The 23199-nt window shown below is 71.9% G+C and carries 25 protein-coding genes; 10 read left to right on the top strand and 15 right to left on the bottom strand.

The window, feature by feature from the left end; genetic code table 11:
- Positions 1-2: 2 nt before the first annotated feature.
- The gene (locus SM452_RS21620) at positions 3-215 is read left to right on the top strand and encodes an exodeoxyribonuclease VII small subunit (protein ID WP_120571616.1); all 213 of its coding nucleotides are present in this window, start codon (positions 3-5) and stop codon (positions 213-215) included.
- A 40-nt stretch (positions 216-255) separates the two neighbouring features.
- On the opposite strand, the gene SM452_RS21615 is transcribed toward SM452_RS21620, so the two are convergent.
- Together SM452_RS21615 and SM452_RS21610 are read right to left on the bottom strand one after the other, a co-directional pair.
- Complete coding sequence (locus SM452_RS21615) at positions 256-1095, bottom strand: hypothetical protein (RefSeq protein ID WP_463840559.1); 840 nt, start codon at positions 1093-1095, stop codon at positions 256-258.
- A 92-nt stretch (positions 1096-1187) separates the two neighbouring features.
- Entirely contained in the window at positions 1188-1874 is a 687-nt protein-coding gene (locus SM452_RS21610) for a DUF4245 domain-containing protein (protein ID WP_366625736.1), read from the bottom strand.
- A 147-nt stretch (positions 1875-2021) separates the two neighbouring features.
- Between SM452_RS21610 and glpX the strand changes: the two genes are divergently transcribed.
- Both glpX and SM452_RS21600 read left to right on the top strand, forming a co-directional pair.
- Complete coding sequence (gene glpX / locus SM452_RS21605) at positions 2022-3053, top strand: class II fructose-bisphosphatase (protein ID WP_262012534.1); 1032 nt, start codon at positions 2022-2024, stop codon at positions 3051-3053.
- Between the two features lie 92 nt (positions 3054-3145).
- Positions 3146-4030, top strand: a complete 885-nt coding sequence (locus SM452_RS21600) for a DMT family transporter (RefSeq protein WP_463840567.1) — start codon at positions 3146-3148, stop codon at positions 4028-4030.
- Here SM452_RS21600 and SM452_RS21595 read toward each other — a convergent pair.
- Positions 4027-4965, bottom strand: coding sequence for an NAD-dependent epimerase/dehydratase family protein (locus SM452_RS21595; RefSeq protein ID WP_463840558.1), 939 nt, complete (start codon positions 4963-4965; stop codon positions 4027-4029). The two genes, SM452_RS21600 and SM452_RS21595, sit on opposite strands and share 4 nt — an antisense overlap.
- A gap of 140 nt (positions 4966-5105) precedes the next feature.
- Between SM452_RS21595 and SM452_RS21590 the strand changes: the two genes are divergently transcribed.
- Entirely contained in the window at positions 5106-5792 is a 687-nt protein-coding gene (locus SM452_RS21590) for a TetR/AcrR family transcriptional regulator (RefSeq protein ID WP_135243339.1), read from the top strand.
- Positions 5793-5804: 12 nt separating this feature from the next.
- Here SM452_RS21590 and SM452_RS21585 read toward each other — a convergent pair whose 3' ends face one another.
- The 6 genes from SM452_RS21585 to SM452_RS21560 all read right to left on the bottom strand — a co-directional run bounded on the left by SM452_RS21585 (position 5805) and on the right by SM452_RS21560 (position 11045).
- On the bottom strand, positions 5805-6773 hold the full coding sequence (locus SM452_RS21585; protein WP_463840557.1) for an NAD(P)/FAD-dependent oxidoreductase: 969 nt from the start codon (positions 6771-6773) through the stop codon (positions 5805-5807).
- Between the two features lie 105 nt (positions 6774-6878).
- Positions 6879-7535 carry a rhomboid family intramembrane serine protease gene (locus tag SM452_RS21580; RefSeq protein ID WP_013284068.1) on the bottom strand — a complete coding sequence of 219 codons (657 nt, stop codon included), beginning with the start codon at positions 7533-7535 and terminating at the stop codon, positions 6879-6881.
- Positions 7536-7637: 102 nt separating this feature from the next.
- Complete coding sequence (locus SM452_RS21575; RefSeq protein WP_262012538.1) at positions 7638-8324, bottom strand: aggregation-promoting factor C-terminal-like domain-containing protein; 687 nt, start codon at positions 8322-8324, stop codon at positions 7638-7640.
- A gap of 233 nt (positions 8325-8557) precedes the next feature.
- Entirely contained in the window at positions 8558-9964 is a 1407-nt protein-coding gene (locus tag SM452_RS21570; RefSeq protein WP_355506667.1) for a PhoH family protein, read from the bottom strand.
- 317 nt (positions 9965-10281) lie between these two features.
- Positions 10282-10707: a hypothetical protein gene (locus tag SM452_RS21565; protein ID WP_120571626.1), complete on the bottom strand. Its 426-nt coding sequence runs from the start codon at positions 10705-10707 to the stop codon at positions 10282-10284.
- Positions 10704-11045, bottom strand: coding sequence for a hypothetical protein (locus tag SM452_RS21560; RefSeq protein ID WP_262012540.1), 342 nt, complete (start codon positions 11043-11045; stop codon positions 10704-10706). Before SM452_RS21560 ends, SM452_RS21565 begins: the two co-directional genes overlap by 4 nt.
- Positions 11046-11309: 264 nt before the next feature.
- Between SM452_RS21560 and SM452_RS21555 the strand changes: the two genes are divergently transcribed.
- The 3 genes from SM452_RS21555 (at position 11310) to otsB (ending at position 13161) form a co-directional block, all read left to right on the top strand.
- A complete protein-coding gene (locus SM452_RS21555) occupies positions 11310-11750 on the top strand; it encodes a helix-turn-helix domain-containing protein (protein WP_355506670.1) in 441 nt (146 codons plus the stop codon).
- A 163-nt stretch (positions 11751-11913) separates the two neighbouring features.
- The gene (locus SM452_RS21550) at positions 11914-12267 is read left to right on the top strand and encodes a hypothetical protein (RefSeq protein ID WP_013284062.1); all 354 of its coding nucleotides are present in this window, start codon (positions 11914-11916) and stop codon (positions 12265-12267) included.
- 69 nt (positions 12268-12336) lie between these two features.
- Positions 12337-13161 (top strand): trehalose-phosphatase, encoded by an 825-nt coding sequence (otsB, locus tag SM452_RS21545; protein ID WP_463840556.1) that lies wholly within the window; start codon positions 12337-12339, stop codon positions 13159-13161.
- 160 nt (positions 13162-13321) lie between these two features.
- Here otsB and SM452_RS21540 read toward each other — a convergent pair whose 3' ends face one another.
- The 4 genes from SM452_RS21540 to SM452_RS21525 all read right to left on the bottom strand — a co-directional run bounded on the left by SM452_RS21540 (position 13322) and on the right by SM452_RS21525 (position 18122).
- A complete protein-coding gene (locus SM452_RS21540) occupies positions 13322-14092 on the bottom strand; it encodes an isoprenyl transferase (protein ID WP_013284060.1) in 771 nt (256 codons plus the stop codon).
- 31 nt (positions 14093-14123) lie between these two features.
- Positions 14124-15284 carry a geranylgeranyl reductase family protein gene (locus tag SM452_RS21535; RefSeq protein WP_355506673.1) on the bottom strand — a complete coding sequence of 387 codons (1161 nt, stop codon included), beginning with the start codon at positions 15282-15284 and terminating at the stop codon, positions 14124-14126.
- A 92-nt stretch (positions 15285-15376) separates the two neighbouring features.
- Positions 15377-16240: a hypothetical protein gene (locus SM452_RS21530; protein ID WP_357207910.1), complete on the bottom strand. Its 864-nt coding sequence runs from the start codon at positions 16238-16240 to the stop codon at positions 15377-15379.
- Between the two features lie 40 nt (positions 16241-16280).
- Positions 16281-18122 (bottom strand): phosphoenolpyruvate carboxykinase (GTP), encoded by a 1842-nt coding sequence (locus SM452_RS21525; protein ID WP_402809726.1) that lies wholly within the window; start codon positions 18120-18122, stop codon positions 16281-16283.
- A 491-nt stretch (positions 18123-18613) separates the two neighbouring features.
- On the opposite strand from SM452_RS21525, the gene SM452_RS21520 reads away from it, so the two are divergent.
- Complete coding sequence (locus tag SM452_RS21520; protein WP_194798954.1) at positions 18614-19150, top strand: GtrA family protein; 537 nt, start codon at positions 18614-18616, stop codon at positions 19148-19150.
- A gap of 62 nt (positions 19151-19212) precedes the next feature.
- Entirely contained in the window at positions 19213-19908 is a 696-nt protein-coding gene (locus tag SM452_RS21515) for a GtrA family protein (RefSeq protein WP_463840555.1), read from the top strand.
- Positions 19909-19964: 56 nt separating this feature from the next.
- Here SM452_RS21515 and SM452_RS21510 read toward each other — a convergent pair whose 3' ends face one another.
- Both SM452_RS21510 and SM452_RS21505 read right to left on the bottom strand, forming a co-directional pair.
- Complete coding sequence (locus tag SM452_RS21510) at positions 19965-20534, bottom strand: PH domain-containing protein (RefSeq protein WP_262012548.1); 570 nt, start codon at positions 20532-20534, stop codon at positions 19965-19967.
- Between the two features lie 110 nt (positions 20535-20644).
- Entirely contained in the window at positions 20645-21517 is an 873-nt protein-coding gene (locus tag SM452_RS21505; protein ID WP_463840554.1) for a biotin--[acetyl-CoA-carboxylase] ligase, read from the bottom strand.
- Positions 21518-21589: 72 nt separating this feature from the next.
- Here SM452_RS21505 and SM452_RS21500 point away from each other — a divergent pair, with 72 nt between their 5' ends.
- Complete coding sequence (locus tag SM452_RS21500) at positions 21590-23173, top strand: acyl-CoA carboxylase subunit beta (protein WP_013284052.1); 1584 nt, start codon at positions 21590-21592, stop codon at positions 23171-23173.
- Positions 23174-23199: the final 26 nt, after the last annotated feature.

Below are 23199 nucleotides of genomic sequence, written 5' to 3'. Positions count from 1 at the left end.
CGATGACCGGGACGAAGCAGGACGAACAGCTCAGCTACGAGCAGGCCCGCGCCGAACTGGCCTCGGTGGTGGAGAAGCTGGAGGCGGGCGGCACCTCGCTGGAGGAGTCGCTGGCCCTCTGGGAGCGCGGCGAGCAGCTCGCCGGGGTGTGCCAGCGCTGGCTGGACGGCGCGCGCGCCCGCATCGACGCCGCCCGCCAGCGCGCCGAGGACTGACGGTGGGGTTCGGCGCGCCAGCCGAACCCCACCGCAGACGTCAGTTGAACAGGTTGTACAGCTCGGCGGGCGCCTCGACGACCTGGTCGGCCGAGGGCTTCTGGGCCGGCGCCGCGTTGCCGTAGTCGGTGTAGGTGATCTTCAGGTCCTGCGCGGCGCTCTGCCCGGCGGCCGGGATCTTGAGCACCATCTCGCTGAGCCGGCCCTGCGTGTCGACCTTGGCGGTGAACGGCACCGACTGGGCCTGTGCCCCGAGCGCGGTGATCACGGCCGGGTCGAGCGAACCCGCCTGGGCGGCCTTCGACACGTCGACGGTGCCCTCGTACGCGCCCTCGCCGGTCTGCCGCACCTCGGTGACGCCCTGGGTGAGGACGGCGCTGCCGGCCGGGTCGAGCTTCTCGAAGTCGAAGCCCAGCGCCCGGTTGCCCTTGATCCGGTTCTGGTCGAGGTGGTGGTACTTGCCGGTGTTGAGGTTCTTCACGCCGGGGATCTGCGCGGCGGCGGTGCCGCCGAGTTCCAGCTTGACCCAGCTGTCCGGCTTCGCGTGGATGAGGTCCAGCTTCATCATCAGGTCCGACGACGGGTCGCCGATGGTCATCCGCATGTCGGCGCTCTGGCTCGGCTCGTGCACCTGCCCTTCGGCGGTGGAGCCCGCGCCGGTCATGGAGAACTTGAAGTTCCCCTCGCGGATCGCGTTCGTGGAGTCGAGCAGGGCCTGCTTGGCCGCGCTGCTGGACGCCGTGGCGCTCGGTGCGACGCTGCCGGAGGCGCTCGGGGTCGCGGAGGCGTCGGACGTCGTCCCGTTGCCGTTGCAGGCCGCCAGGCCGGGAATGAGCAGCGCCGCGGCGAACGCGGTGGCGCTGAAGCGTCGTATCTTCACGTCAACCTCTCCAGGTGGGTCGTCCGGGCTCGATGTCCCTTCTGTTCCCGGAAGCGGGGATCCGCAATCCCGCCTCACCCGGAGGGAGGACGTCAGCGCAGCGACGTGGCGAGCTTGCGCAGCTCCGTCTCGCCCGCGTCACCGACCACGATCACCGTGCGGTTCGGCTCCAGCAGGACGAGCGCCTGCTCGTTGCCGCGTGCGGTGTAACGCTGCCAGCTCAGCCCGCCGGGCAGGTCGGCAGCGCCCTGCGGCTGCCCCTCGGTCAGCTCGGCCGGCAGGAGCTTCTCCGCCGGGACGTTGCTCTCCACGAGCTGCGCGCCCCGGCCCTCCGGGGTCACGTACCCGATCCGCAGCGTCGAACCGTCCGGCTCGGTCCGGAAGCGGGCGTTCACCGTACGCCAGTCGTCGCCCAGCCCGGTCGGCTCGCTGACCGGGAAGACGTTCGCGGAGCGGGCCTGCTCCAGCGCGGGCGCCGGGTCGACTGTCACCGGCGAATCGCCGCCGAGGAAGCCCCGGTAGAAGGCGAGCAGCAGCGCGATCGGGACAAGCAGGATCAGCAGGGACAGCGCCATGTCCTTCGGCGACCGCTCGGACCGGGCCTTGCCCGCCGCCGGGGCGGGCTCGGCGGGCGCGGGCTCGCCGGCCGCGGCAGCCGGCTCGACCAGCGCGGGCTGCCCCTCGGACGGGGCCGGGCCGCCGTCCGGTCGGACCGGCGGCTGGCCCTCCGGCGGGGTGGCGTCGGTCGGTGTGCGGTCGGCAGGCTGTGCGGCTTCCACAGGGCCATTGTCGCAGCCCACCGGGTGACGTGATCCTGGCCTCCTCCGCCCCGCCGGGACGGCGAACCTGAGATCGTGTGAGGATCAGCGACAAAACCGGCGGCGGTGGCCGCCGGTCCCACCCCGCAACGTCGCGAGGAGGCCGCCATGACAACCACCAGGACGCGGACGCCCCAGGATCTCGACCGCAACCTCGCCCTCGATCTGGTCCGGGTCACCGAGGCCGCGGCGATGGCCGCCGGCCGCTGGGTCGGCCGGGGCGACAAGGAGGGCGGCGACGGCGCAGCTGTCGACGCCATGCGAAAGCTGATCAACTCGATCCCGATGCGCGGCGTCGTGGTGATCGGCGAGGGCGAGAAGGACAACGCCCCGATGCTGTTCAACGGCGAGGAGGTCGGCGACGGGACCGGCCCCGAGGTGGACGTGGCGGTTGACCCGATCGACGGCACCACGCTGATGAGCAAGGGCATGCCGAACGCGCTGGCGGTGCTCGCGGTGGCCGAGCGCGGCGCGATGTTCGACCCGAGCGCGGTCTTCTACATGGAGAAGCTGGCGGTCGGCCCGATGTACGCCGACGTGGTGGACATCAACGCCGGGGTGGCCGAGAACATCAACCGGATCGCCAAGGTCAAGGGCACCGACGCCGCCGAGGTGACCGTGTGCGTGCTGGACCGGTCGCGCCACGACGACCTGGTCAAGCAGATCCGGCGTACCGGTGCCGGGATCCGGTTCATCTCCGACGGAGACATCGCGGGCGCCATCGCGGCGGCCCGCGGCGAGTCGGACGTGGACGTGCTGATGGGCATCGGCGGCACCCCGGAGGGCATCACCGCCGCGTGCGCGCTCAAGTGCATGGGCGGCATGTTGCAGGCCAAGCTCTGGCCGAAGGACGACGACGAGCGCCGCAAGGCGCTGGACGCCGGGCACGACCTGGACCGGGTGCTGTTCACCGACGACCTGGTCACCGGCGACAACTGCTTCTTCGTGGCGACCGGTGTCACCTCCGGTGACCTGCTGCGCGGCGTGCGGTACCGCTCCGGCGGGGCGTACACCCAGTCGATCGTGATGCGCTCCAAGAGCGGCACGATCCGGGTGATCGACTCGTACCACCGCCTGGAGAAGCTCGCGCTCTACTCGGCTGTCGACTTCGACGGCCGCCCGCTGGCCGAGCAGGAGTGAGCAGGGCCGGGACGGCGGCACCATCGGCACCCCCGACGCTGTCGGCCGGGCGACGTGTCGCCGGTGTCGGGTTGGCCACCGCCTCGGGCGTGATGGTCGCCGTCCAGTCCCGGATCAACGGCGAGCTGGGCGTACGCCTGGCCGACGGGATCGCCGCGGCGGTGGTCTCGTTCGGTGTGGGTCTGCTGATCCTGCTGGTGCTGGTCCCCGCCACCCCCGGTGGCCGGCGGGGAATGTCCGCCCTGCGCGGCGCGCTGCGCGCGGGCACGCTGCGGCCGTGGCAGTGCCTGGGCGGTGTGTGCGGCGCGTTCCTGGTGGCGACGCAGGGGCTGACCATCGGCGCGCTCGGCGTGGCGGTCTTCACCGTCGCGGTGGTGGCCGGGCAGTCCGGCAGCAGCCTGTTCGTCGACCGGGCCGGCATCGGTCCGACCGGCCCGCAGCCGGTCACCCCGAACCGGCTGATCGGCGCGGTGCTCACCGTGCTCGCCGTCCTGCTGGCGGTGGGCGACCGGCTCGGTGACCCGGACGCGCTGGCGCTGGCCCTGCTGCCGCTGGCGGCCGGGGTGGGCATCGCCTGGCAGCAGGCGGTCAACGGGCGGGTCCGGGCGGCGGCGGGCAGCGCCATGACCGCCACGCTCGTCAACTTCACCGTCGGCACGGCGGCGCTGCTCGTCACTCTCGCGGTGGACCTGGCGGTACGCGGCCGGCCGGCGGGCGCGTTCCCGAGCGAGCCGTGGCTCTATCTCGGCGGTCCGATCGGCATCGTGTTCATCGCGCTGGCCGCCGCCCTCGTCCGGTTCACCGGGGTGCTGCTGCTCGGTCTGGCCACGATCGCCGGGCAGATCGTCGGCGCGGTACTGCTGGACCTCGTGCTGCCGACCGCCGCCTCGCACCCCGGGCTGGACACGCTGCTCGGTGCGGCGCTGACCATGGTCGCCGTGCTCGTCGCCGCCCTCGGCCCGGCCCGCCGCCCCTAGCGGGCGGCGGCGGGCGCGGCGGCACGCAGGCCGGTGACCATCTCGTCGACGACCCGGTCCAGCGGCGTCCCGTCGATCCCGAACGTCTCGCTCGCGGCGGTGGAGTCCATCACGAACGGCCCGGCGAACTGGTGCGCGGTCTCCCGCATCTCCCGGGCGAACGGGTCGGCCAGGCCACCGAGCCAGAGCACCGGGTAGGGCATCCGGGTCAGCCGGGGCGCCGGCGCCCCGGCCCGCTCCGCCGCCCGGTCGGCGAGCGCCCGCATGGACATCGGGGGCGCGCTCGGCACGTGCCAGGCCCGGCCCCAGGCCCGCGGGTCGGTGGCGGCGGCGACGAGGGTACGGGCGACGTCGCCCACGTACGTCCAGGTGTGCGGGGCGTCCCAGGCCACCGGCAGGAACACCCGCTGCCCGGCGAGCACCTTGGGCAGCACCATCATGGGCAGCGAGTTGCCGCCGAGGCCGATGTAGTCGGAGCCGCGTACCTCGGTGACCCGGGCCCGGCCGGCGCGGTGGGCGGCCAGGGCGTCGGCCCACATCCGGTTGCGGACCCGGCCCTTGACGCCGGTGGCGGCGAGCGGGGTCGCCTCGGTCATCGGGGCGTCGACCGGGCCGTACCCGTAGAGGTTGCCGACTGTGGTGAGCACGGCGCCGCTGCGCTCGGCGGCGGTGAGCAGGGCGGCGGCGAGCGGCGGCCAGTCCGTCCGCCACCTGTGGTACTCCGGGTTGGCGCAGTTGTAGAGCGCGGCCGCGCCCTCGGTGAGCGCGGCGAGCCGGTCCGCGTCGGCGGCGTCGGCGGCCACCCGCTCGATCGCCTGGTGCTCGGGGCCGGTGCCGCGCCGGGTGACCACGCGCACGCGCTCGCCGCGCTCGGCGAGGAGGCGGGCGGTGGCGGTGCCGACGGGGCCGGCGCCGACGATCACGTGCAGTGCCATGACAGGTCCACCTTCACTGAAGCAGTTGTTCGAAGCGAGAGCACCGCTCTCGAAACAGAGCATGACTCATGCGAGCAGCCCGCGTCAAGAGCAGTGCTCTCTCTTTTGATTGCTGCTCTCATCCGTGGCAGAGTGACGGCATGGTCGCTCCCTCGCTCCGCGCCCGGGTCCGCGCCGGGATGATCGAAGAGATCAAGACGGTCGCCCGCCGCCACCTGGACACCGACGGCGCGAACCTCTCCCTGCGCGCTGTCGCCCGCGACCTCGGCATGGTCTCCTCGGCGATCTACCGCTACTTCCCCAGCCGCGACGACCTGCTCACCGCGCTGATCCTGGAGGCGTACGACGCGCTCGGCGACGCGGTGGAGGCGGCCGACGCCGCCGCCGACCAGGCCGACCTGCGCGGACGGTGGCTCGCCGCCTGCCGCGCCGCCCGTACGTGGGCGCTGGCCCACCCCGCCGAGTACGCGCTGCTCTACGGCAGCCCGGTGCCCGGGTACGCGGCCCCGGACGACACCGTCGCGCCGGCCCAGCGCCCACCGGTGACCCTGGTCGGCATCCTGCGCGACGGCCTGGCCTCCGGCCGGCTCGCCCCGCCCGACGAGGAACTGCCCGAGCCGCTCCGCGGCGACGTGGCCGAACTGGTCGGGCTGCTCGGCATGGACGTGCCGCCCGCGCTGCTGGCGCGCGGCATGGCCGGCTGGACCCAACTGTTCGGGCTGATCAGCTTCGAGCTGTTCGGCCGGATCAACCGGGCGCTACCGCACCGCGACGAGTACTTCGACCACCAGATCGGCCTGATGGCGGACCTGGTCGGCCTGCCCTGACGCCGATCGGCGTCAGGTGCCGTCGGAGGAGTGACCGGGGAACAGGTGCGCGGTCGGGTCGATGACGACAGCCGCGTTGTTCACGGCGGTGGCGGCCTCGCCGAAGCCGGTGGCGATCAGGCGGACCTTGCCCGGGTACTCGGTGATGTCCCCGGCCGCGAACACCCGGGGCAGGTTGGTGGCCATCGCGCTGTCCACCACGATGTGCCGCCGGTCGATGTTCAGCCCCCACTCGGCGAGCGGGCCGAGGTCGGCGGTGAAGCCGAGCGCGGCCACCACGGTGTCCACCGGCAGCGTCTCCGCCTCGCCGCCGCGTACGGTCAGCTCGGCGCCGGTGACCGTCTCCTCGCCGTACAGCCGGCTCACCTCGGCGTTCACCACGATCCGCACCGGCAGCGCGCGGACACGATCGATGGTGGCGGCGTGCGCCCGGAAGCGGTCCCGCCGGTGCACCAGCGTCACCGACCGGGCCAGCGGGGCGAGCGTGGCGGCCCAGTCGAACGCCGAGTCGCCGCCGCCGACGATGAGCACGTGCCGGTCGGTCAGCTCGGTGGGCTGCGGCACGAAGTAGACGATGCCGCCGCCGGTGAAGCTCTCCGCGACCGGCAGCGGCCGGGGCGTGAAGCTGCCGAGCCCGCCGGTGACCAGCACCGCGCCGCAGGTGAGCTGCTCGCCCCCGGCCAGGCCGAGCACCGGCCGGCCGTCGAGGTAGGACAGCTTCTCCGCGCGTACGCCGAGCCGGTAGTCGGGGTGGAACGGCGCGGCCTGGGCGACCAGGTTCGTGACCAGCTCACGGCCCTTGATCGCGGGAAAGCCGGCGACGTCGAGGATCAGCTTCTCCGGGTACATCGCGGTGACCTGGCCGCCCGGCTCGGGCAGCGCGTCGATCACCGACACGGAGAGTCCGCGGAAACCGGCGTAGTAGGCGGCGAAGAGCCCGGCGGGACCGGCCCCGATCACGGCGACATCGACCTCGCGCATGGCGTACCGTCACTTTCCGCTTCGGATCACCCCGTGCTGATGCCGAAACGGTAGGCGGGCGGGTGGCCCCGGGCAAGCATGTCCCGCGCTTCGATCAACGCGCCGTCAGGGCAGCGTCATCCTGGGTGAGCCGAGGCGGTCGGATTCGCCGGTGTCGTTGCGGCGGCGGAACAGGATCGCCGCGACCACGCCGCCGAGCAGCCCGAACAGGTGACCCTGCCAGGAGATGCGCTCGTCGGTGGGCAGGATGCCGAGCAGCTGCCAGCCGTAGAGCAACCCGACCAGCAGGCCGACGGCGAAGTTCCACCAGCTCCGCTCCACCACGCCCCGGGTGAGCAGGATGCCGAGGTAGCCGAAGATGACTCCGCTGGCGCCGACCACCACCGAGTTGGGTGAGCCGGTGAACCAGACGCCCAGGCCGCTGACCAGGATGATGACGGCGGTGGACCAGAGGAACCGGCGGGTGCCCGCGGCGAGCACGAACGTGCCGAGCAGGATCAGCGGGATGCTGTTGCTGTAGAGGTGGTTCCAGCCGGCGTGCAGGAACGGTGAGAAGAAGACGCCGTCCAGGCCCTGGAGCCGCTGCGGGATGATGCCGGCGGTGTAGTCCAGGCCGAGTCGCAGGCCGACGTCGAGCGCCTCGATGAGGAACAGCACCGGCACGACCGCGCACATGGCGACGAAGGCCCGGCCGAGCGCCGCGTAGAACGCGTCGGTGCCGAACCGGTAGGGGTCGCCGCTGGGGCCGCCGTGCCAGGTCACCTACCAAGAGCTATCAGCAAAAGTGGCAGGCCGCCAGTCGAGGGCCGGTACGACGAAGGCGGGACACCGGGTCTCCCCGCGTGTCCCGCCGTCGTCGTGATGTCAGTACCAGCCCGAACTCTGCGACTTCTGCCAGGCGCCGCAGGGGGTGTCGTACCGGCCCTTGATGTAGCCGAGACCCCACGTGATCTGGGTCGCCGGGTTGGTCTTCCAGTCGTCGGCCACCGAGGCCATCTTGCTGCCCGGCACCGCCTGCGGGATCCCGTACGCCCCGGACGAGCTGTTGGAAGCCTTCGGGTTCCAGCCGCTCTCCTTGGTCCACAGCTTGTCCAGGCAGGGGAACTGGTCGATGCCGAAGCCCTTGTCGAGCATGACGGCGCAACCGATCTTCCGGTTGCCGCTGTACTCCGCGCACGAGGACGGGATCGGGCCGTCGTACGGCTTGATCTTCGTCTCCTCCTCCTCCGCTGCGGCCCGCTCCTTCTTGCGGGTGGCGGCGGCCGCCTCGGCCTTCCTGGCCCGCTCGGCGGCCTCCTTCGCCGCCGCGGCGGCACGCAGCTTCGCCTGGTACTCGGCGGCGCGCTGCCGGGACGAGTCCACGCGGTGGTCGGACAGCCGGTCGCGCTGGTACGCGTACTCCGCCTGGTCGACCTCCAGGCCGACCTGCGCGGTCAGGCCCTGCTGCTGGGTCTGTCGGTCCTCACCCAGATAGAAGCCGCCGGCGACGCCCACGGAGAGCAGCGCGACAGCGGCCGTACGGGCGCCGAACCGGCTCCAGAGCCGACTCACGAAGTTTCCCTTCGTCGGGGGCAGGGACACGGCACGCGCATGGCCGGGTCGGGTCACGCCGGGTGCCGTGAGCGCACCGGTACCGGTGTGACTCCGGGCCGTGTCCGGCTCCCGAGTGGTAGGTGACGCTCGATGGACACCATTGCGCACAGTGAGGCCGGTGGGAAATGGCCGGGCCTAAAAGTGATCTGCGTCACCCTGAAAATGCGGACAAAGTAGGGCAAAGGCGGCAGTCAGCCGGGGATGTCCTCCAGTAGATCGGTGACCATAGCGGCGATCGGAGAACGCTCCGATCGGCTGAGCGTGACGTGCGCGAAGAGGGGATGCCCCTTCAGCGCCTCGATCACCGCCGTCACCCCGTCGTGCCGGCCGACCCGCAGATTGTCCCGCTGGGCCACGTCGTGGGTAAGCACCACCCGCGACCCCTGACCGATCCGGGACAGCACGGTGAGCAGCACGCCCCGCTCCAGCGACTGCGCCTCGTCCACGATGACGAACGCGTCGTGCAGGCTCCGGCCGCGGATGTGGGTCAGCGGCAGCACCTCCAGCAGCCCGCGCGAGGTGACCTCCTCCAGCACGTTCTCGTGCACCACCGAGCCGAGCGTGTCGAAGACGGCCTGCGCCCACGGCGACATCTTCTCCGACTCCGACCCGGGCAGGTAGCCGAGTTCCTGGCCGCCGACCGCGTACAGGGGACGGAACACGATCACCTTCTTGTGCCGGCGACGCTCCATCACCGCCTCCAGGCCGGCGCAGAGCGCCAGCGCGGACTTGCCGGTGCCGGCCCGCCCGCCGAGCGACACGATGCCGATGGACTCGTCCAGCAGCAGGTCGAGCGCGATCCGCTGCTCCGCCGAGCGCCCGTGCACGCCGAACGCCTCCCGGTCGCCCCGAACCAGCCGGATCGTCTTGTCCGGCAGCACCCGCCCCAGCGCCGAGCCCCGCCCCGAGTGCAGCACCAGACCGGTGTGGCAGGGCAGGCCCGCCGCGGCGTCGACGTCGAGCGCCTCGCCCGCGTACAGCCGGCCGATCTCCTCCTCGGCCAGGTCCAGCTCGGCCATCCCGGTCCAGGTCGGATCGCTGGCCTGGCCGTGCCGGTACTCGTCGGCGCGCAGGCCCACCGAGGCCGCCTTCACCCGCAGCGGCATGTCCTTGCTGACGAGCGTGACCTCACGCCCCTCGGCGGCCAGGTTGAGCGCCACGGACAGGATGCGCGCGTCGTTCGACTCGTTGCGGAAGCCGGGCGGCAGCACCCCGTCGTCGGTGTGGTTCAGCTCCACCCGCAGCGTGCCGCCCTGGTCGTTGGCGGGCACCGGGCGGTCCAGCCGGCCGTGCCGCACGCGCAGCTCGTCCAGCATGCGCAGCGACTGGCGGGCGAACCAGCCCAGCTCGGGGTGGTGTCGCTTGCCCTCCAACTCGGAGATCACCACCAGCGGCAACACCACCTCGTGCTCGGCGAAGCGGTGGAAGGCGGCCGGGTCGGACAGCAGGACCGAGGTGTCCAGGACGAAGGCCTGGCCTGCTGGTCGGGGCTCCTCGGCCTCGGCGGCGGCGCCGCGGCGGCTGCGGGTGGTCCGGCGGGTCGGGGCGGTCGAGGCCGGGGTCTGCTCGGCTCCGGCGGGGGTACGGCGAGTGGTCACAGGCCTGCTCCGCGGATGGGCACCCGGCCACCCGAGTTCCGCCTCTTCCGGTGCCCGGAGGACACGGGGTCGGATGCGGGCCCCGTGCGCGAGGACGCAGGTCCGGGCTGTCCGGCTGGCCCGGGAAAACCCCGTGCCATGCCTAGACGCTAATCGCACCGGGGCCGCGGGGCTAGAGGCGCGCGTGGATCATCGTCCGGTCTTCGCCGGACGTACACCCGTTCGAGTGACCGGCGGACCGGAACCGGCCGGGATGCATGCCCCCTGCGCGCACCCCGGCCGGTCGTCCACTGCGGCGCCGCGACGCGGCGCGGGCCTCAGCCCTGGCGGCGCACCAGCGTGCCGGCCCGCGGTCCGGCGCCGGCCGCGCCGAACGACGATCCGGTGTACGTGGTGCCCACCCGCCCGACGGCGCCGAGCCGGCCGGTGGCGGTGACACGGACGGCCGGGGCGGAGCCGGGCCGGGCGGCGACCGCCGCGGGTACTGAGGTGCCGGCGAACGGCACGGCCGAGCGCCCGGCCGACGTCACCACCGTGGGACCGGGACCGGACAGCGCGGAGGCGATGGCCGCCTGGGCGTCGCGCCGGCGGCGGTTCCAGGCGCCCCGGTCGCCGTCGAAGTAGCCCTGGCGGTAACCGAACCGGTAGCCGATGCGGTAGCTGAGCTGGCCGTGCAGGCGGCCGGCCGCGTAGCAGGTGGAGCCGAGCACGAGGACGAGCACCACGGCGAGAAAGGGGGTCATCGCTCGTCCGTCCCGGTAAGTGGGTCGACCACCAGCAGCCGTTCCAGGTCGTCGGTGCTGACCTCCTCGACCAGTTCGACGCTGATCCGGCATCCGTCGAGGATCACCTCGGCCACCGACGCCCGGCGGATCTCGCCGCCGGAGTCGTAGACCCGCACGCTCAGCTCGGGGCAGCCGAGGTGGGTCCGCCACGCGTCCCACTCCCCCCGGTCGCCGACGCTGAGTGAGAGGTACCGGCACCCGCGGGCGAGATAGAGACGCCAGGGGGCGCTCAGCCCGGCGGACACTCCGTCCGCGATCAGCCCGAAGGCCTGGGCACGGGTCGCGAGTTCGGTCACGAGACCCCCTCGGCACCCGCGGAGTGACGCATGTGAGCACTCGTCGTCTCAAGCACGTGACACAACGTAAGTTGTCTCATGAGCGTGACAGTATCAGCTTTTCAGGCCTTTGCCGCCGTACTGGCGTCCATCTATTCTGCCCGGGTGACACCCCTCAGGAGCAGCACTGGATCGTTTACCGGAAATCCGCGATCAGCGTCACGTCGGCGTGACAGCAGCGTGCCGAGCCGCCCTCCCGGGACCGACTGGCCGTACCGTCACGGGGTGACCGAGACGACCAACGCACGGAAGATCGCGTTCGCCACCTTCGTCCGGCGCGCGCTCGACGACGCCCGCGCGCTGCGGGCCTGGAGCGGCACCGAGGTCTCCCGGCGCACCGGCGTCTCCCGCCAGACCATCAACCGATGGGTACGCGGCGACTGGGCCAGCGACCCGGAGGCCGAGCGGGTGGTCGCCTTCTGCGAGGGGCTGGGGCTCGATCCGGCCGCCGCGTTCACCGCGCTCGGCTGGGACCGGGCCGCCGGGCCGCGTCCCGCGCCGGCCCCGCCCCCGATGGACCCGGACGTGGAGGCGCTGCTGCGCCGGCTGGTCGACCCGACCGTGTCCGACGCGGAGAAGTTCCACATTCGAGAAACCATTCGTTACCTCGCATATCGCCCGACACTGCCGGGCGGTGTCCGAAATAGGGGGAAACAGGCCGGGTAGTTCCTCAGATGGCGAAAGAACGGAAGGTCGGACCCGATCGTTTCGCCGCGGGGACGGATCGGACCCGCTAGCGTCCACGTTTGTACTGCTAGGGGCTCGTCATCGGCGGGGGGACGGGACACAGCCGAACCCAGCCCTGCGGGACAGAAGGAGGGGTCTGTCCATGACCCTGAAATGGTTGGCAGTCGTGGTCGCGGTGGTGTCGCTGACATCGTGCGTGACCGGCAACGTGGTGGTCGGCGTACTGGACGGCGGGCAGCTTCCCCTGGTCGTCAACCTCTTCGCGCTCACCACAGCCGGCACCGCGGTGATCCTCGCCGTCGTCGCCGAGCTGCACGATCGGCTAAACGACCGGGTCAGCGCGCTCACCGAGTTCCTGGTGGCGCGGCTCAACGAGATCGAGGCGCACACCGGCGACCGCAACACCGGCTTCGTGGAGGGCTACCTGCTCAGCCACGGGCAGGAGGCGGCCGTGGTGCCGTTCGGTCGCCGGGGACGAGGAGCCGCCGAACGCTGATCACCACGTCGTTCCGACGTCACATCTCGGCCACGAATACGCCGCCCGGCGCGGGGTACGCTGACGCGCGTGCCGCCGTTGAATCTGGGCAACCAGCAGCCGAAGACCCCGTTGAACGCGGAGCACGCCTGGCGTGCCACCGCCGACCGCGCGGGTGACGTCGTCCTCTTCTTCGACTTCGACGGCACCCTGGCGCCCGTCGACGACGATCCCACGGCCGTACGGCCCGCGCCCAACGTGCTCACCGCGCTGGAGGCGCTCGCCCCGCACGTCCGCCGGATCGCCATCGTCTCCGCCCGCCCGGTGGACTTCCTCCGCGACCACCTCGGCGGCCTCACCGGCATCGACCTGTACGGGCTCTACGGCCTGGAGCACAGCCACTCCGGCGGCGAGACGGTCACCGAGCCGGCCGCCCTGCCGTGGGTGCCGACCATGTCGGAGCTGGCCGAGCAGGCCCGCGCCGAACTGCCGCCCGGCGCGCTCGTCGAGTACAAGCGGCTCTCCGTCGCGCTGCACTGGCGTACCGCCCCGCAGCTCGGCGACCTGGTGCAGGAGTGGGGCCGGGCCCAGGCCGAGCGGCTGGGGCTGCGCGCCCAGCCGGGCCGGATGGTGCTGGAACTGAAGCCTCCGGTCGACCGGGACAAGGGCATGGTGATCGGCGAGACGGTCCGGGACGCCGGTGGCGCCTGGTACTTCGGTGACGACGTCTCCGACATCAAGGCGTTCACCGCGCTGCGCGCCCGCGCCGCCGACGATCCCGACTTCCTCGGCGTCTGCGTCGCGGTCGCCAACCCGGAGACCGGTCACGAGGTGGCCGACGCCGCCGACCTGACCCTGGACTCCCCCGCCGCCCTGGCCGACTTCCTCACCTCAGCCCTGCCCCACCTCCGCTGACCCCGGTCTCCGCGCGGCCCGGTCTCTTCCCCGCGATCTTGCACTTCCTGCCCCGAGGGCGCGGCTTATGCCCCCTTTGTCGGGGCAGCAAGTGCAAGATCGCCGAGGCGGGCGGGCGGGGCGGCGGGGCTGGGGCGGCGCGGGCGGGGGCGAGGGTGGGTCAGGTGCCGAAGCGGCGCTGGCGGGTGGCGTAGGAGCGCAGGGCCCGCAGGAAGTCGACCTTGCGGAAGTCGGGCCAGTTCAGTTCGCAGAAGTAGAACTCCGAGTGCGCGCTCTGCCAGAGCATGAAGCCGGAGAGCCGCTGCTCGCCACTGGTCCGGATGATCAGATCCGGGTCCGGCAGCCCCTTCGTGTAGAGGTGCTCGGAGATGTGGTCGACGTTGATCGAGGTGGCCAGCTCCTCGATCGTGCCGCCGTTCGCCGCGTGCTCCACCAGCAGCGAGCGGACCGCGTCGGCGATCTCGCGCCGCCCGCCGTACCCGACCGCGATGTTGACCTGAGCCCCGCCGTCGCGGTCGCGGGTGCGTTCCTCGGCGGCCTTGAGCGCGGCGGCGTGCTGCGCCGGCAGCACGTCGAGCGCGCCGACCATCCGCAGCCGCCAGGGGTTGCCCTCCTCGGCCAGCTCGGTGGTGAGGTCCTCGATGATCTGGAGCAGCGGGTCCAGCTCGGCGGCCGGGCGGGAGAGGTTGTCGGTGGAGAGCAGCCAGAGTGTGACGTGCCCGACGCCTGCCGCGTCGCACCAGCGGAGCAGCTCCTTGATCCGTTCGGCGCCCATCCGGTGGCCGTCGTTCGGGTCGACGAAGCCCATCTCCCGGGCCCATCTGCGGTTGCCGTCGCACATCACGCCGACGTGTGCGGGTACGGGCTTGCCCGCGAGCTTCGCCGTCAGCCGGCGCTCGTACACGGAGTAGAGGAGTTTCCGCAGAGTCATCACCTTGCAGGGTAGCGACCCGCGGGAGAGATCAGTGTCTCGGTGGCATATCACCTGACGGTGAGACGGTCCGCCGCGGTCGCGGCAGGTCCGCCCCGATCGCCATCAGGGTGCGCGCGTCCAGCCGGCCGTCGCCGAGTCCCAGCTCCACCACGGTGCGGTAGACGCGTTCGTCCCGCCGGGCCACGCCGACCACCGCGTCGACCACCCGGCGCCGCCGGGCCAGCCACGCCGCCACCGAGCTGTGCCGCAGGTGGGTGCCGAGCCGGGCGCGCAGCGCGGCGGCGTACGCCCGGGCGGCCTCGGCCGGGGAGCCGGCCGCCGCCGCGCCGGCGAGCGCCCCGGAGCGCAGCGCGTAGAAGATGCCCTCGCCGGTGAACGGGTTGATCAGCGACAGCGCGTCCCCGGCCAGCACCACCCGTCCGCGGCCGGGCGCCGGCCGGTGGGTGGACAGCGGCAGGTGGTGCGCCCGCAGCCCGGTCACCGTGGCCGGGTCGACGCCCGGGAGCAGCACGGCCATCCGGTCCAGCAGGTGCGCGCGGCTGAGCGGTTCGCCGCGCAGCACCTCCCCGTACCCGACGTTCGCGCGACCGTCGCCGATCGGAAAGGCCCAGGCGTACGCGGGCCAGCGCGCCGCCGAGGTCACGATGAGCTGTTCCGGCGGCCCGGCCGGCGCCGGCGCGTAGCCCCGGATGGCGAGCGCCAGGTGCCGGTCCGGGTTGACCGGGTGACCGAGCGCGCGCCGTACCACCGATCCGGCGCCGTCCGCGCCGACCACCGCCCGCGCGGACAGCTCGCCGTCGAGCAGCACCCGGTCGGCGGCGATCTCCACCCGGCGTACGGTGTGCCGCCGCAGCTCCGCACCGGCGGCGACCGCCGCCGCGACCAGGCGTGCGTCGAACACCTCGCGGGGCACCGTGTACGCGGGCCGGGGCAGCGTCCGGGCGACGGTGCCGCCACCGGGCCCCACGAGGCGCAGCGCGGGCAGTGGCGCGTAGCCGTCGACAGCGCCGGTCACGCCCAGCTCGGCGAGGACGTCCAGCGCGTGCGCGGCGATGCCGTCCCCGCACGCCTTGTCGCGCGGGAAGTCGGACCGGTCGAGCAGCAGCACCCGCGCCGCCCCGGCCCGCCGCGCGCCGAGCGCCGCGGCGGCCCCAGCGGGCCCCGCCCCCACCACCACGACGTCCCACACCCCCTCATCCTGCCCCGCCGCACCCCGCCCCGGGCGACGATCATGAGGTTGGCTGCATCAACGGAGAGCCGAAATCGCCGCCAACTTCATGATCAACGGGGTGGGGTGGGGGTGGGGGTGCGGGTGGCTCGGGTCAGGGACCAGAGGGTCAGGGCGGCGGCCGTCACCAGGGGGGCGCCGTCGCGGATCAGGCCGTCGATGCCGAGCAGCCACCAGCACAGGGGCAGGTCGATCGCGAGTACGCCGAGGGTGACGGCCACCAGGCCCTTCCGCGCCCACGCCTTGTCACGCAGCAGGAAGGCGGTGCAGAACAGCACGGCGTAGCTGACCGCGATGCCGGCGCCGAACCAGAAGATCAATGCCGGTACGGCGGCCAGCCGCCCGTCCAGCACGGCACCCGTCGCCACCAGCGCGGGCACGAGCATCAGCGGACTGTAGGTGAACGCCGCGACGCGGGCGGTGAGCAGCCAGCCGTTCGCCTGCGGGCGCTTCGGCGCCACCTCCCGCCAGGCGATCGTCCCGCCCTCGACGACCAGACCCTTGCGGTGCCGAACCAGATGGGCGCGGATCGCCTCGGAGCGGTAGAGCAGCACCACGACGGCGACGCAGAGCGCGGTGAGCACGGCGAACCCGACCAGGCCGGGCAGCGCGGGCACCCCTTGCCGGGGCACGATCAGCCGCCCGACCGCGAAGATCGTGGTCACCGCCAGGATCAGCCCGAACGGCCGGGCACCCACCCGTCCCTTGTTCACGTGGCCGATCAGCAGCAGGAAGCCGAGCGACCGGAGCATCGCCCAGCCGGTGCGTACGGCCAGACCGAACTCCTGCTCCGGGGCGTACCAGTAGTTGAGCAGCTCGACCACGACGGTGGCCGCCGCGGTCACGGCGAGCAGCGTGGTGAGCGCCCGGACGGCGGACGGCCGCCGGACCTCGACAGGTTCAGCGGCCGTCCTCATGGCATCCGATGTTGCCCGGCGCGGGCAACAGGCACACCTGTTACTTCTGCGGCTCCGCGTCCAGCCGGGCGCGCAGCGCGTCCAGCTCGGCCCAGAGCACGCCGGGGAGCTTGTCCCCGAACTTCTCGAACCACTCGGTGACCAGCGGCAGCTCGTTGCGCCACTCGTCCGCGTCGACCTTCAGGGCGATCCGGACGTCCTCCGGGGTCATGTCCAGACCCTCGACGTCGAGCGCGTCCTGCGCCGGCACCATGCCGATCGGCGTCTCCACGGCCTCGGCCCGGCCCTCCAGCCGCTCGATGACCCACTTGAGCACGCGGGAGTTCTCGCCGAAGCCCGGCCAGAGGAAGTTGCCCTCGGCGTCCTTGCGGAACCAGTTCACGTAGTAGATCTTGGGCAGCTTGGCCTCGTCGCCGTCCGCGCCCTTGCCCATCTCGATCCAGTGCCGGAAGTAGTCGCCGGCGTTGTAGCCGATGAACGGCAGCATGGCCATCGGGTCGCGGCGGACCACGCCGACCGCGCCGGAGGCGGCGGCGGTCGTCTCCGAGGAGAGCGTGGCGCCCATGTAGACGCCGTGCACCCAGTCGCGGGCCTCGGTGACCAGCGGGATGGTGTCCCGGCGGCGGCCACCGAACAGGATCGCGTCGATCGGCACGCCGTTCGGGTCGTAGTAGTCGTCGGCCAGGATCGGGCACTGCGTGATCGGCGTGCAGAAACGGCTGTTCGCGTGCGAGGAGAGGTTCTCGCTCTCCGGCGTCCAGTCGTTGCCCTTCCAGTCGATCAGGTGCGCCGGCGGCTCACCCATGCCCTCCCACCAGATGTCGCCGTCGTCGGTCAGCGCCACGTTGGTGAAGATGGAGTTGCCCCGGTCCAGCGTCCGCATGGCGTTGGCGTTGGTCTTCCAGTCGGTGCCGGGCGCGACGCCGAACAGGCCGTACTCGGGGTTGACCGCGTAGAGGCGGCCGTCCGCGCCGAACCGCATCCAGGCGATGTCGTCGCCGATGGTCTCGACCTTCCAGCCCGGGATGGTCGGCTCCAGCATGGCGAGGTTGGTCTTGCCGCAGGCCGACGGGAAGGCGCCCGCGATGTGGTAGACCTTGCCCTCCGGCGAGGTGATCTTGAGGATCAGCATGTGCTCGGCCAGCCAGCCCTCGTCGCGCCCCATCACGCTGGCGATACGCAGCGAGTAGCACTTCTTGCCGAGCAGCGAGTTGCCGCCGTAGCCGGACCCGTACGACCAGATCTCCCGGGTCTCCGGGAAGTGGGAGATGTACTTGGTCTCGTTGCACGGCCACGCCACGTCCTGCTCGCCCGGCGCGAGCGGGGCGCCGATGGAGTGCAGCGCGTGCACGAAGTCGGCGTCGTCGCCCATCGCCTCCAGGACCGAAGACCCCATCCGGGTCATGATCCGCATCGAGGCGACGACGTACGGGCTGTCGGTGATCTCCACGCCGAACATGGGGCTCTCGGCCTCGACCGGGCCCATGCAGAACGGGATGACGTACATGGTGCGCCCGCGCATGCTGCCGCGGTACAGCTCCGTCATCGTCCGCTTCATCTCGGCCGGCGCCATCCAGTTGTTGGTGGGGCCGGCGTCCGCCTCGTCGGCGGAGCAGATGAAGGTGCGCTCCTCCACCCGGGCGACGTCCGTGGGGTCGGTACGCGCGTAGAACGAGTTGGGCTTCTTCTCGGGATTCAGTCGGATCAGGGTGCCGTTCTCGACGAGTTCGTCGGTGAGGCGGCGCCACTCCTCATCAGACCCGTCCACCCAGACCACGCGGTCGGGGGTGGTCAGTTCCGCGACCTCACGTACCCAGGCCAGCAGCTTGGGGTGGGACGTCGGGGCCTGATCGATTCCCCGAACAGCAGCCGGAGCAACCATGTCACTTCTCCTTGTGGTCGACGCTGACCGATCTATGGGGTGCACGAGTTCCGGCGGGCTGGTACGCCGCCTCGTGGAAACCTGGGATTGGGCTCAGCGTAAACCGGACTGCCTCGTCAGTCAGTGGGACTGGTTGTGAAGAACTGCACAAGGTACGGCCACGCTGCGGCATCACGATCTGATACCCGCTTTCGCGCGCAGTTTCACGCAAATCCTGCGGTGAACCTTCGACGGCCGGGTCCGGCACCGGAGTGACACGGACGTCCGATCGCGGGGAAGCGTACGAACATGTCGCGAAAGACGATTCCGTGATGCGCTCCACAGATTCGCACAGCGCGTTACGCTCTGCTCACGGACATCGAGAACGGGCGACGCCTCTCCGACCCGGGCGGCCCGCGCGAGACGGCCGCGGCGAAGCCGTCGTGGCCGACTCGCCGTTGGAGTCCGCCCGGTTACCGCACAACCGGTACTCTCGGCGGGTGGCCGCGACGATGACCGGAGACCAACCGGGGGCTCCGCAGACCCGCCGGGGTCCGATCGGAGCACTGCTCGACCGTTTCGGTCATCTCATCCACGAGCTGAGCAAGTTCGCCACCGTCGGCGGGCTCGCCTTCGTCGTGGACTTCGTCCTCTTCAACTACCTGTCCAGCGGCCGGGACATGCCGCCGCTGGCCGCGAAGACCATCTCCACGGTGATCGCCGCGACAGTCGCCTTCCTCGGCAACCGGTTCTGGACGTGGCGGCACCGGCAGCGGTCGAACCCGGCCCGCGAGTACGCCCTGTTCTTCTTCTTCAACGCGGTCGGCCTCGGCATCGCGGTGGCCTGCCTGGCGATCAGCCACTACGGGCTCGGCGCGATCTGGCCCGCGGTGTTCCAGACCCCCCTGGCCGACAACCTCGCCAGCTTCATCGTCGGCACCGGCCTGGGAACACTCTTCCGGTTCTGGTCGTACCGACGGTTCGTCTTCGTCGAGGCGGGAACACCTCCCGTTCCGGCAACGAGCCACGACCGAGAGTCCGGGGCGTGACGAACCGCCCATCCCGACCCGCCGGGCCCAGCCGGCCCAGCCAACTGCCTAAGGTGTTCCGCATGCCTGGAGTCCGTCTGCTGCCCGAGCGCTGGCAGAAGTTCATCCACGAGGCGCTCAAATTCGGCATCGTCGGCGGCATCAACACCGTCATCAATTACGCGGTGTTCAATGCGCTGGCACTCACGGTTTTCCGTGACGGTCAGCTGAAGGCGACAGTGATCGCGACGATTGTCGCCACGATCACGTCGTATCTGATGAATCGTCACTGGACGTACCGTGATCGACCGAAATCGGCACTCCGGCGCGAATACGTCCTGTTCTTCCTCTTCAACGGCGCGGGTCTGCTCATCGAGCTCGGCGTCCTGGCCCTGGCCAAGTACGGCCTCGGCGTCCACGGCCTGCTCGCGCTGAACGTCGCCAAGACCATCGGTGTCCTGCTGGCCACGCTGTTCCGCTTCTGGTCCTACCGGACGTTCGTCTTCCAGCCCGTCCCCAGGCACGCCGAGGAGACCTGGCACTCGGTGCCGCGTGACGAGTGGGACAACGTCGCCGAGATGGACCCGGTGGCCGAGCTGGCCGAGTCGGTCAGCGAGCTGGAGGAGGAGGAACCGCCTCCGGGCACCGGCCGGGTGGCCGACTTCCCGCCACCGCGTGGCCGCCCCGCACCGGCGGACGCCGGACTCGGTGGGGCGCTCGGTGCCGACCTGGACGCCGAACTCGCCGCGGAACTCCAGCCCCGCCGCGCCCGCCGCTGAACCACGAGAAAGGCCGGCACCCCTGACCCGGGGTGCCGGCCTTCTCCGTCAACGGGTCAGGGCTGCTCGCGCAGGGACTTCCCCTCGCTCATGTCGGCCAGGATCTCGCGCATCTCGCCGTCACCCAGGCTGTGCTTGTCGTGGTGCGCCTCGACCAGCTCGTAGAGCTTCGTCTGCACCCTGTCCACGCCCGGCACGTCGTGCAGCACCGACTGGCCGCGCTCACCCGCCGACTCGATGGTCAGCGTGCCGCAGCCGAGCAGCCGCTCCACGAAACGCTGGTGCATGGCGTGGTCGTTGATCCGGGTCAGCGGCAGGTCCCGCCGGTTACGCGACAGCACCCCCTGCTGGAGGAGCACCCGCTCGTTCGTGAACAGGTAGTGCGTGGTGCGCCAGACCAGAAACGGCCACAGGCCCAGCCACAGCACCAGCGCCAGGGCGACCACGGCGATCGCGTAGAGCGCGATCGTGCCGCCGGTGCCGTCGGGCAGCAGGAGCCAGCCGGCGACGACCGCCGCGACGGCGAGCACGAGCACCAGGACCGGCCGGATCAGGGCCTTCCAGTGCGGGTGCAGGTGCAACACGACGTGCTCGTCCTCGGTGAGCACGTCTTCGGGGAACGCCACGGGGGAACCTCCTCGCAGAACAGGACGCGCTGACCGTAACCGGTCGGCGCGCCCGGCCGGCATCGGCCGCGCGGACGGCTACCCGTGGTTCGTCGACAGAGGCCCTTCCTTCACCGCAGGTGCAGCACGTCGCCTGCCGCCAGCCGCAGCGTCTCGGCGCCCGTCTCCACCAGGAGCTGCCCGTCGGCGTCCACGCCGGTGGCGGTGCCGTGCGCCTCGCTGCCGTCGGGCAGCAGCACCCGCACCTGGCGGCCGACGGTGGCGCACCCGGCCAGGTACGCCTCGCGCAGCCCGCTGGCCTCCGCGTCCCCGCCGGCGTCACGCCAGCGCTCGTACCAGTCGGCGAGCGCGCGAAGCAGCGCCCGCAGCAGCGGATCCCGGTCGGTGGCGGTGGCGCCCGCGAGCTGGAGCGAGGTGGCCGGCAGCCCGGTCGGGTTCTCCGGCAGCTCGTCGGCGCGCAGCGTCACGTTCAGCCCGACACCGACCACGATCGCCGGCGGCCTGTCGTTCTCCCCCGGCACCGCCTCGGCCAGCACCCCGGCGCACTTCGCGCCGTCCACCAGCAGGTCGTTCGGCCACTTCAGCCGCGCGTCCAGCTCGGCCAGCAGGCGTACCGCCTCGGCCAGCGCGACACCGGCGAGCAACGGCAGCCAGCCGTACCCGGTGACCGGCACCGGCGTCCAGCCGCGCTCGGCGTCCGCCTCGCCGGGCCGCAGCAGCACGCTCGTGGCGAGACCGGCGCGCGGCGGCGACTGCCAGACGCGGCCCCGACGGCCCCGGCCGGAGGTCTGCCGCTCGGCGACCACCACCAGGCCCTCCGGCTCGCCGGCGCGCGCCGCGGCCACCGCGTCGGCGTTCGTCGAGCCGGTCTCGGCCAGCAGTTCCAGGCGGCGCCAGGGCCCGTGCGGCGCGACCAGCGCGCGCCGCAGCCGGGCCGCCGACAGCGGCGGTCGGTCCAGATCGGTGTACGGCGAGCCGGGCATCCCGCCAGCCTACGGCCCGGATGAGGCGCACTGCACAGCCTCAGACACCTGAACCATCGTTATATTCCACGGGTGACTACCGAGACCGGGTTCAACATCCACACGACCGCCGGCAAGCTGGCGGACCTGGAGCGACGGCTCGACGAGGCGGTGCACGCCGGGTCGGCACGCGCGGTCGAGAAGCAGCACGCGCGGGGCAAGAAGACCGCCCGCGAGCGGATCGAGATGCTCCTCGACGAGGGCTCGTTCGTCGAGCTGGACGAGTTCGCCCGGCACCGCTCGACCAACTTCGGGCTGGAGAAGACCCGCCCGTACGGGGACGGCGTGGTGACCGGCTACGGCACCGTCGACGGCCGGCAGGTCTGCGTCTTCTCGCAGGACTTCACCGTCTTCGGCGGCTCCCTCGGCGAGGTCTTCGGCGAGAAGATCGTCAAGCTGATGGACCTCGCCATGAAGATCGGCTGCCCGGTCGTCGGCATCAACGACTCCGGCGGCGCGCGGATCCAGGAGGGCGTCACGTCCCTCGGCCTCTACGGCGAGATCTTCTTCCGCAACGTCCGGGCCAGCGGCGTCATCCCGCAGATCTCGCTCATCATGGGCCCGTGCGCGGGCGGCGCCGTCTACTCCCCGGCGGTCACCGACTTCACCGTCATGGTCGACCAGACCTCGCACATGTTCATCACCGGCCCCGACGTGATCAAGACGGTCACCGGCGAGGACGTGGGCATGGAGGAGCTGGGCGGCGCCCGCACCCACAACACCCGCAGCGGCAACGCGCACTACCTCGGCACCGACGAGGAGGACGCGATCGAGTACGTCAAGGCGCTGCTGTCGTACCTGCCGTCGAACAACCTGGACGAGCCGCCGGTCTTCGACGCGCCCGCGATCCTCGACGTCACCGACGAGGACCGCGAGCTGGACACGCTGATCCCGGACTCGGCGAACCAGCCGTACGACATGCACCGGGTCATCGAGCACGTGCTCGACGACGGCGAGTTCCTCGAGGTGCAGCCGCTGTACGCGCAGAACATGGTGGTCGGTTTCGGCCGCGTCGAGGGGCGCCCGGTAGGCGTGGTGGCGAACCAGCCGATGCAGTTCGCCGGCACGCTCGACATCGCCGCGTCGGAGAAGGCGGCCCGGTTCGTGCGCACCTGCGACGCGTTCAACGTCCCGGTGCTCACCTTCGTCGACGTGCCCGGCTTCCTGCCCGGCACCGGCCAGGAGTGGGACGGCATCATCCGCCGCGGCGCGAAGCTCATCTACGCGTACGCCGAGGCCACCGTCCCCAAGGTCACCGTCATCACCCGCAAGGCGTACGGCGGGGCCTACGACGTGATGGGCTCCAAGCACCTGGGCGCGGACCTGAACTTCGCCTGGCCGACCGCGCAGATCGCGGTGATGGGCGCGCAGGGCGCGGTGAACATCCTCTACCGCTCGGAACTGGCGAACGCCGAGGACCCGGCCGCGGTCCGCGCCGAGAAGATCGCCGAGTACGAGGACACGCTCGCCAACCCGTACATCGCCGCCGAGCGCGGCTACGTCGACGGGGTGATCCCGCCGCACGAGACGCGTACCCAGATCGTGCGGGCGCTGCGGGTGCTGCGCACCAAGCGCGAGACGCTGCCGCCGAAGAAGCACGGCAACATCCCGCTGTAGCCGGCCCTGGTGCCCCCGCCGCTGAG

This window comes from Micromonospora sp. SYSU B005 (assembly GCF_055362685.1).
Note: the sequence above shows the minus strand (reverse complement) of the source record. Positions and strands in the feature narration are given on the sequence as shown.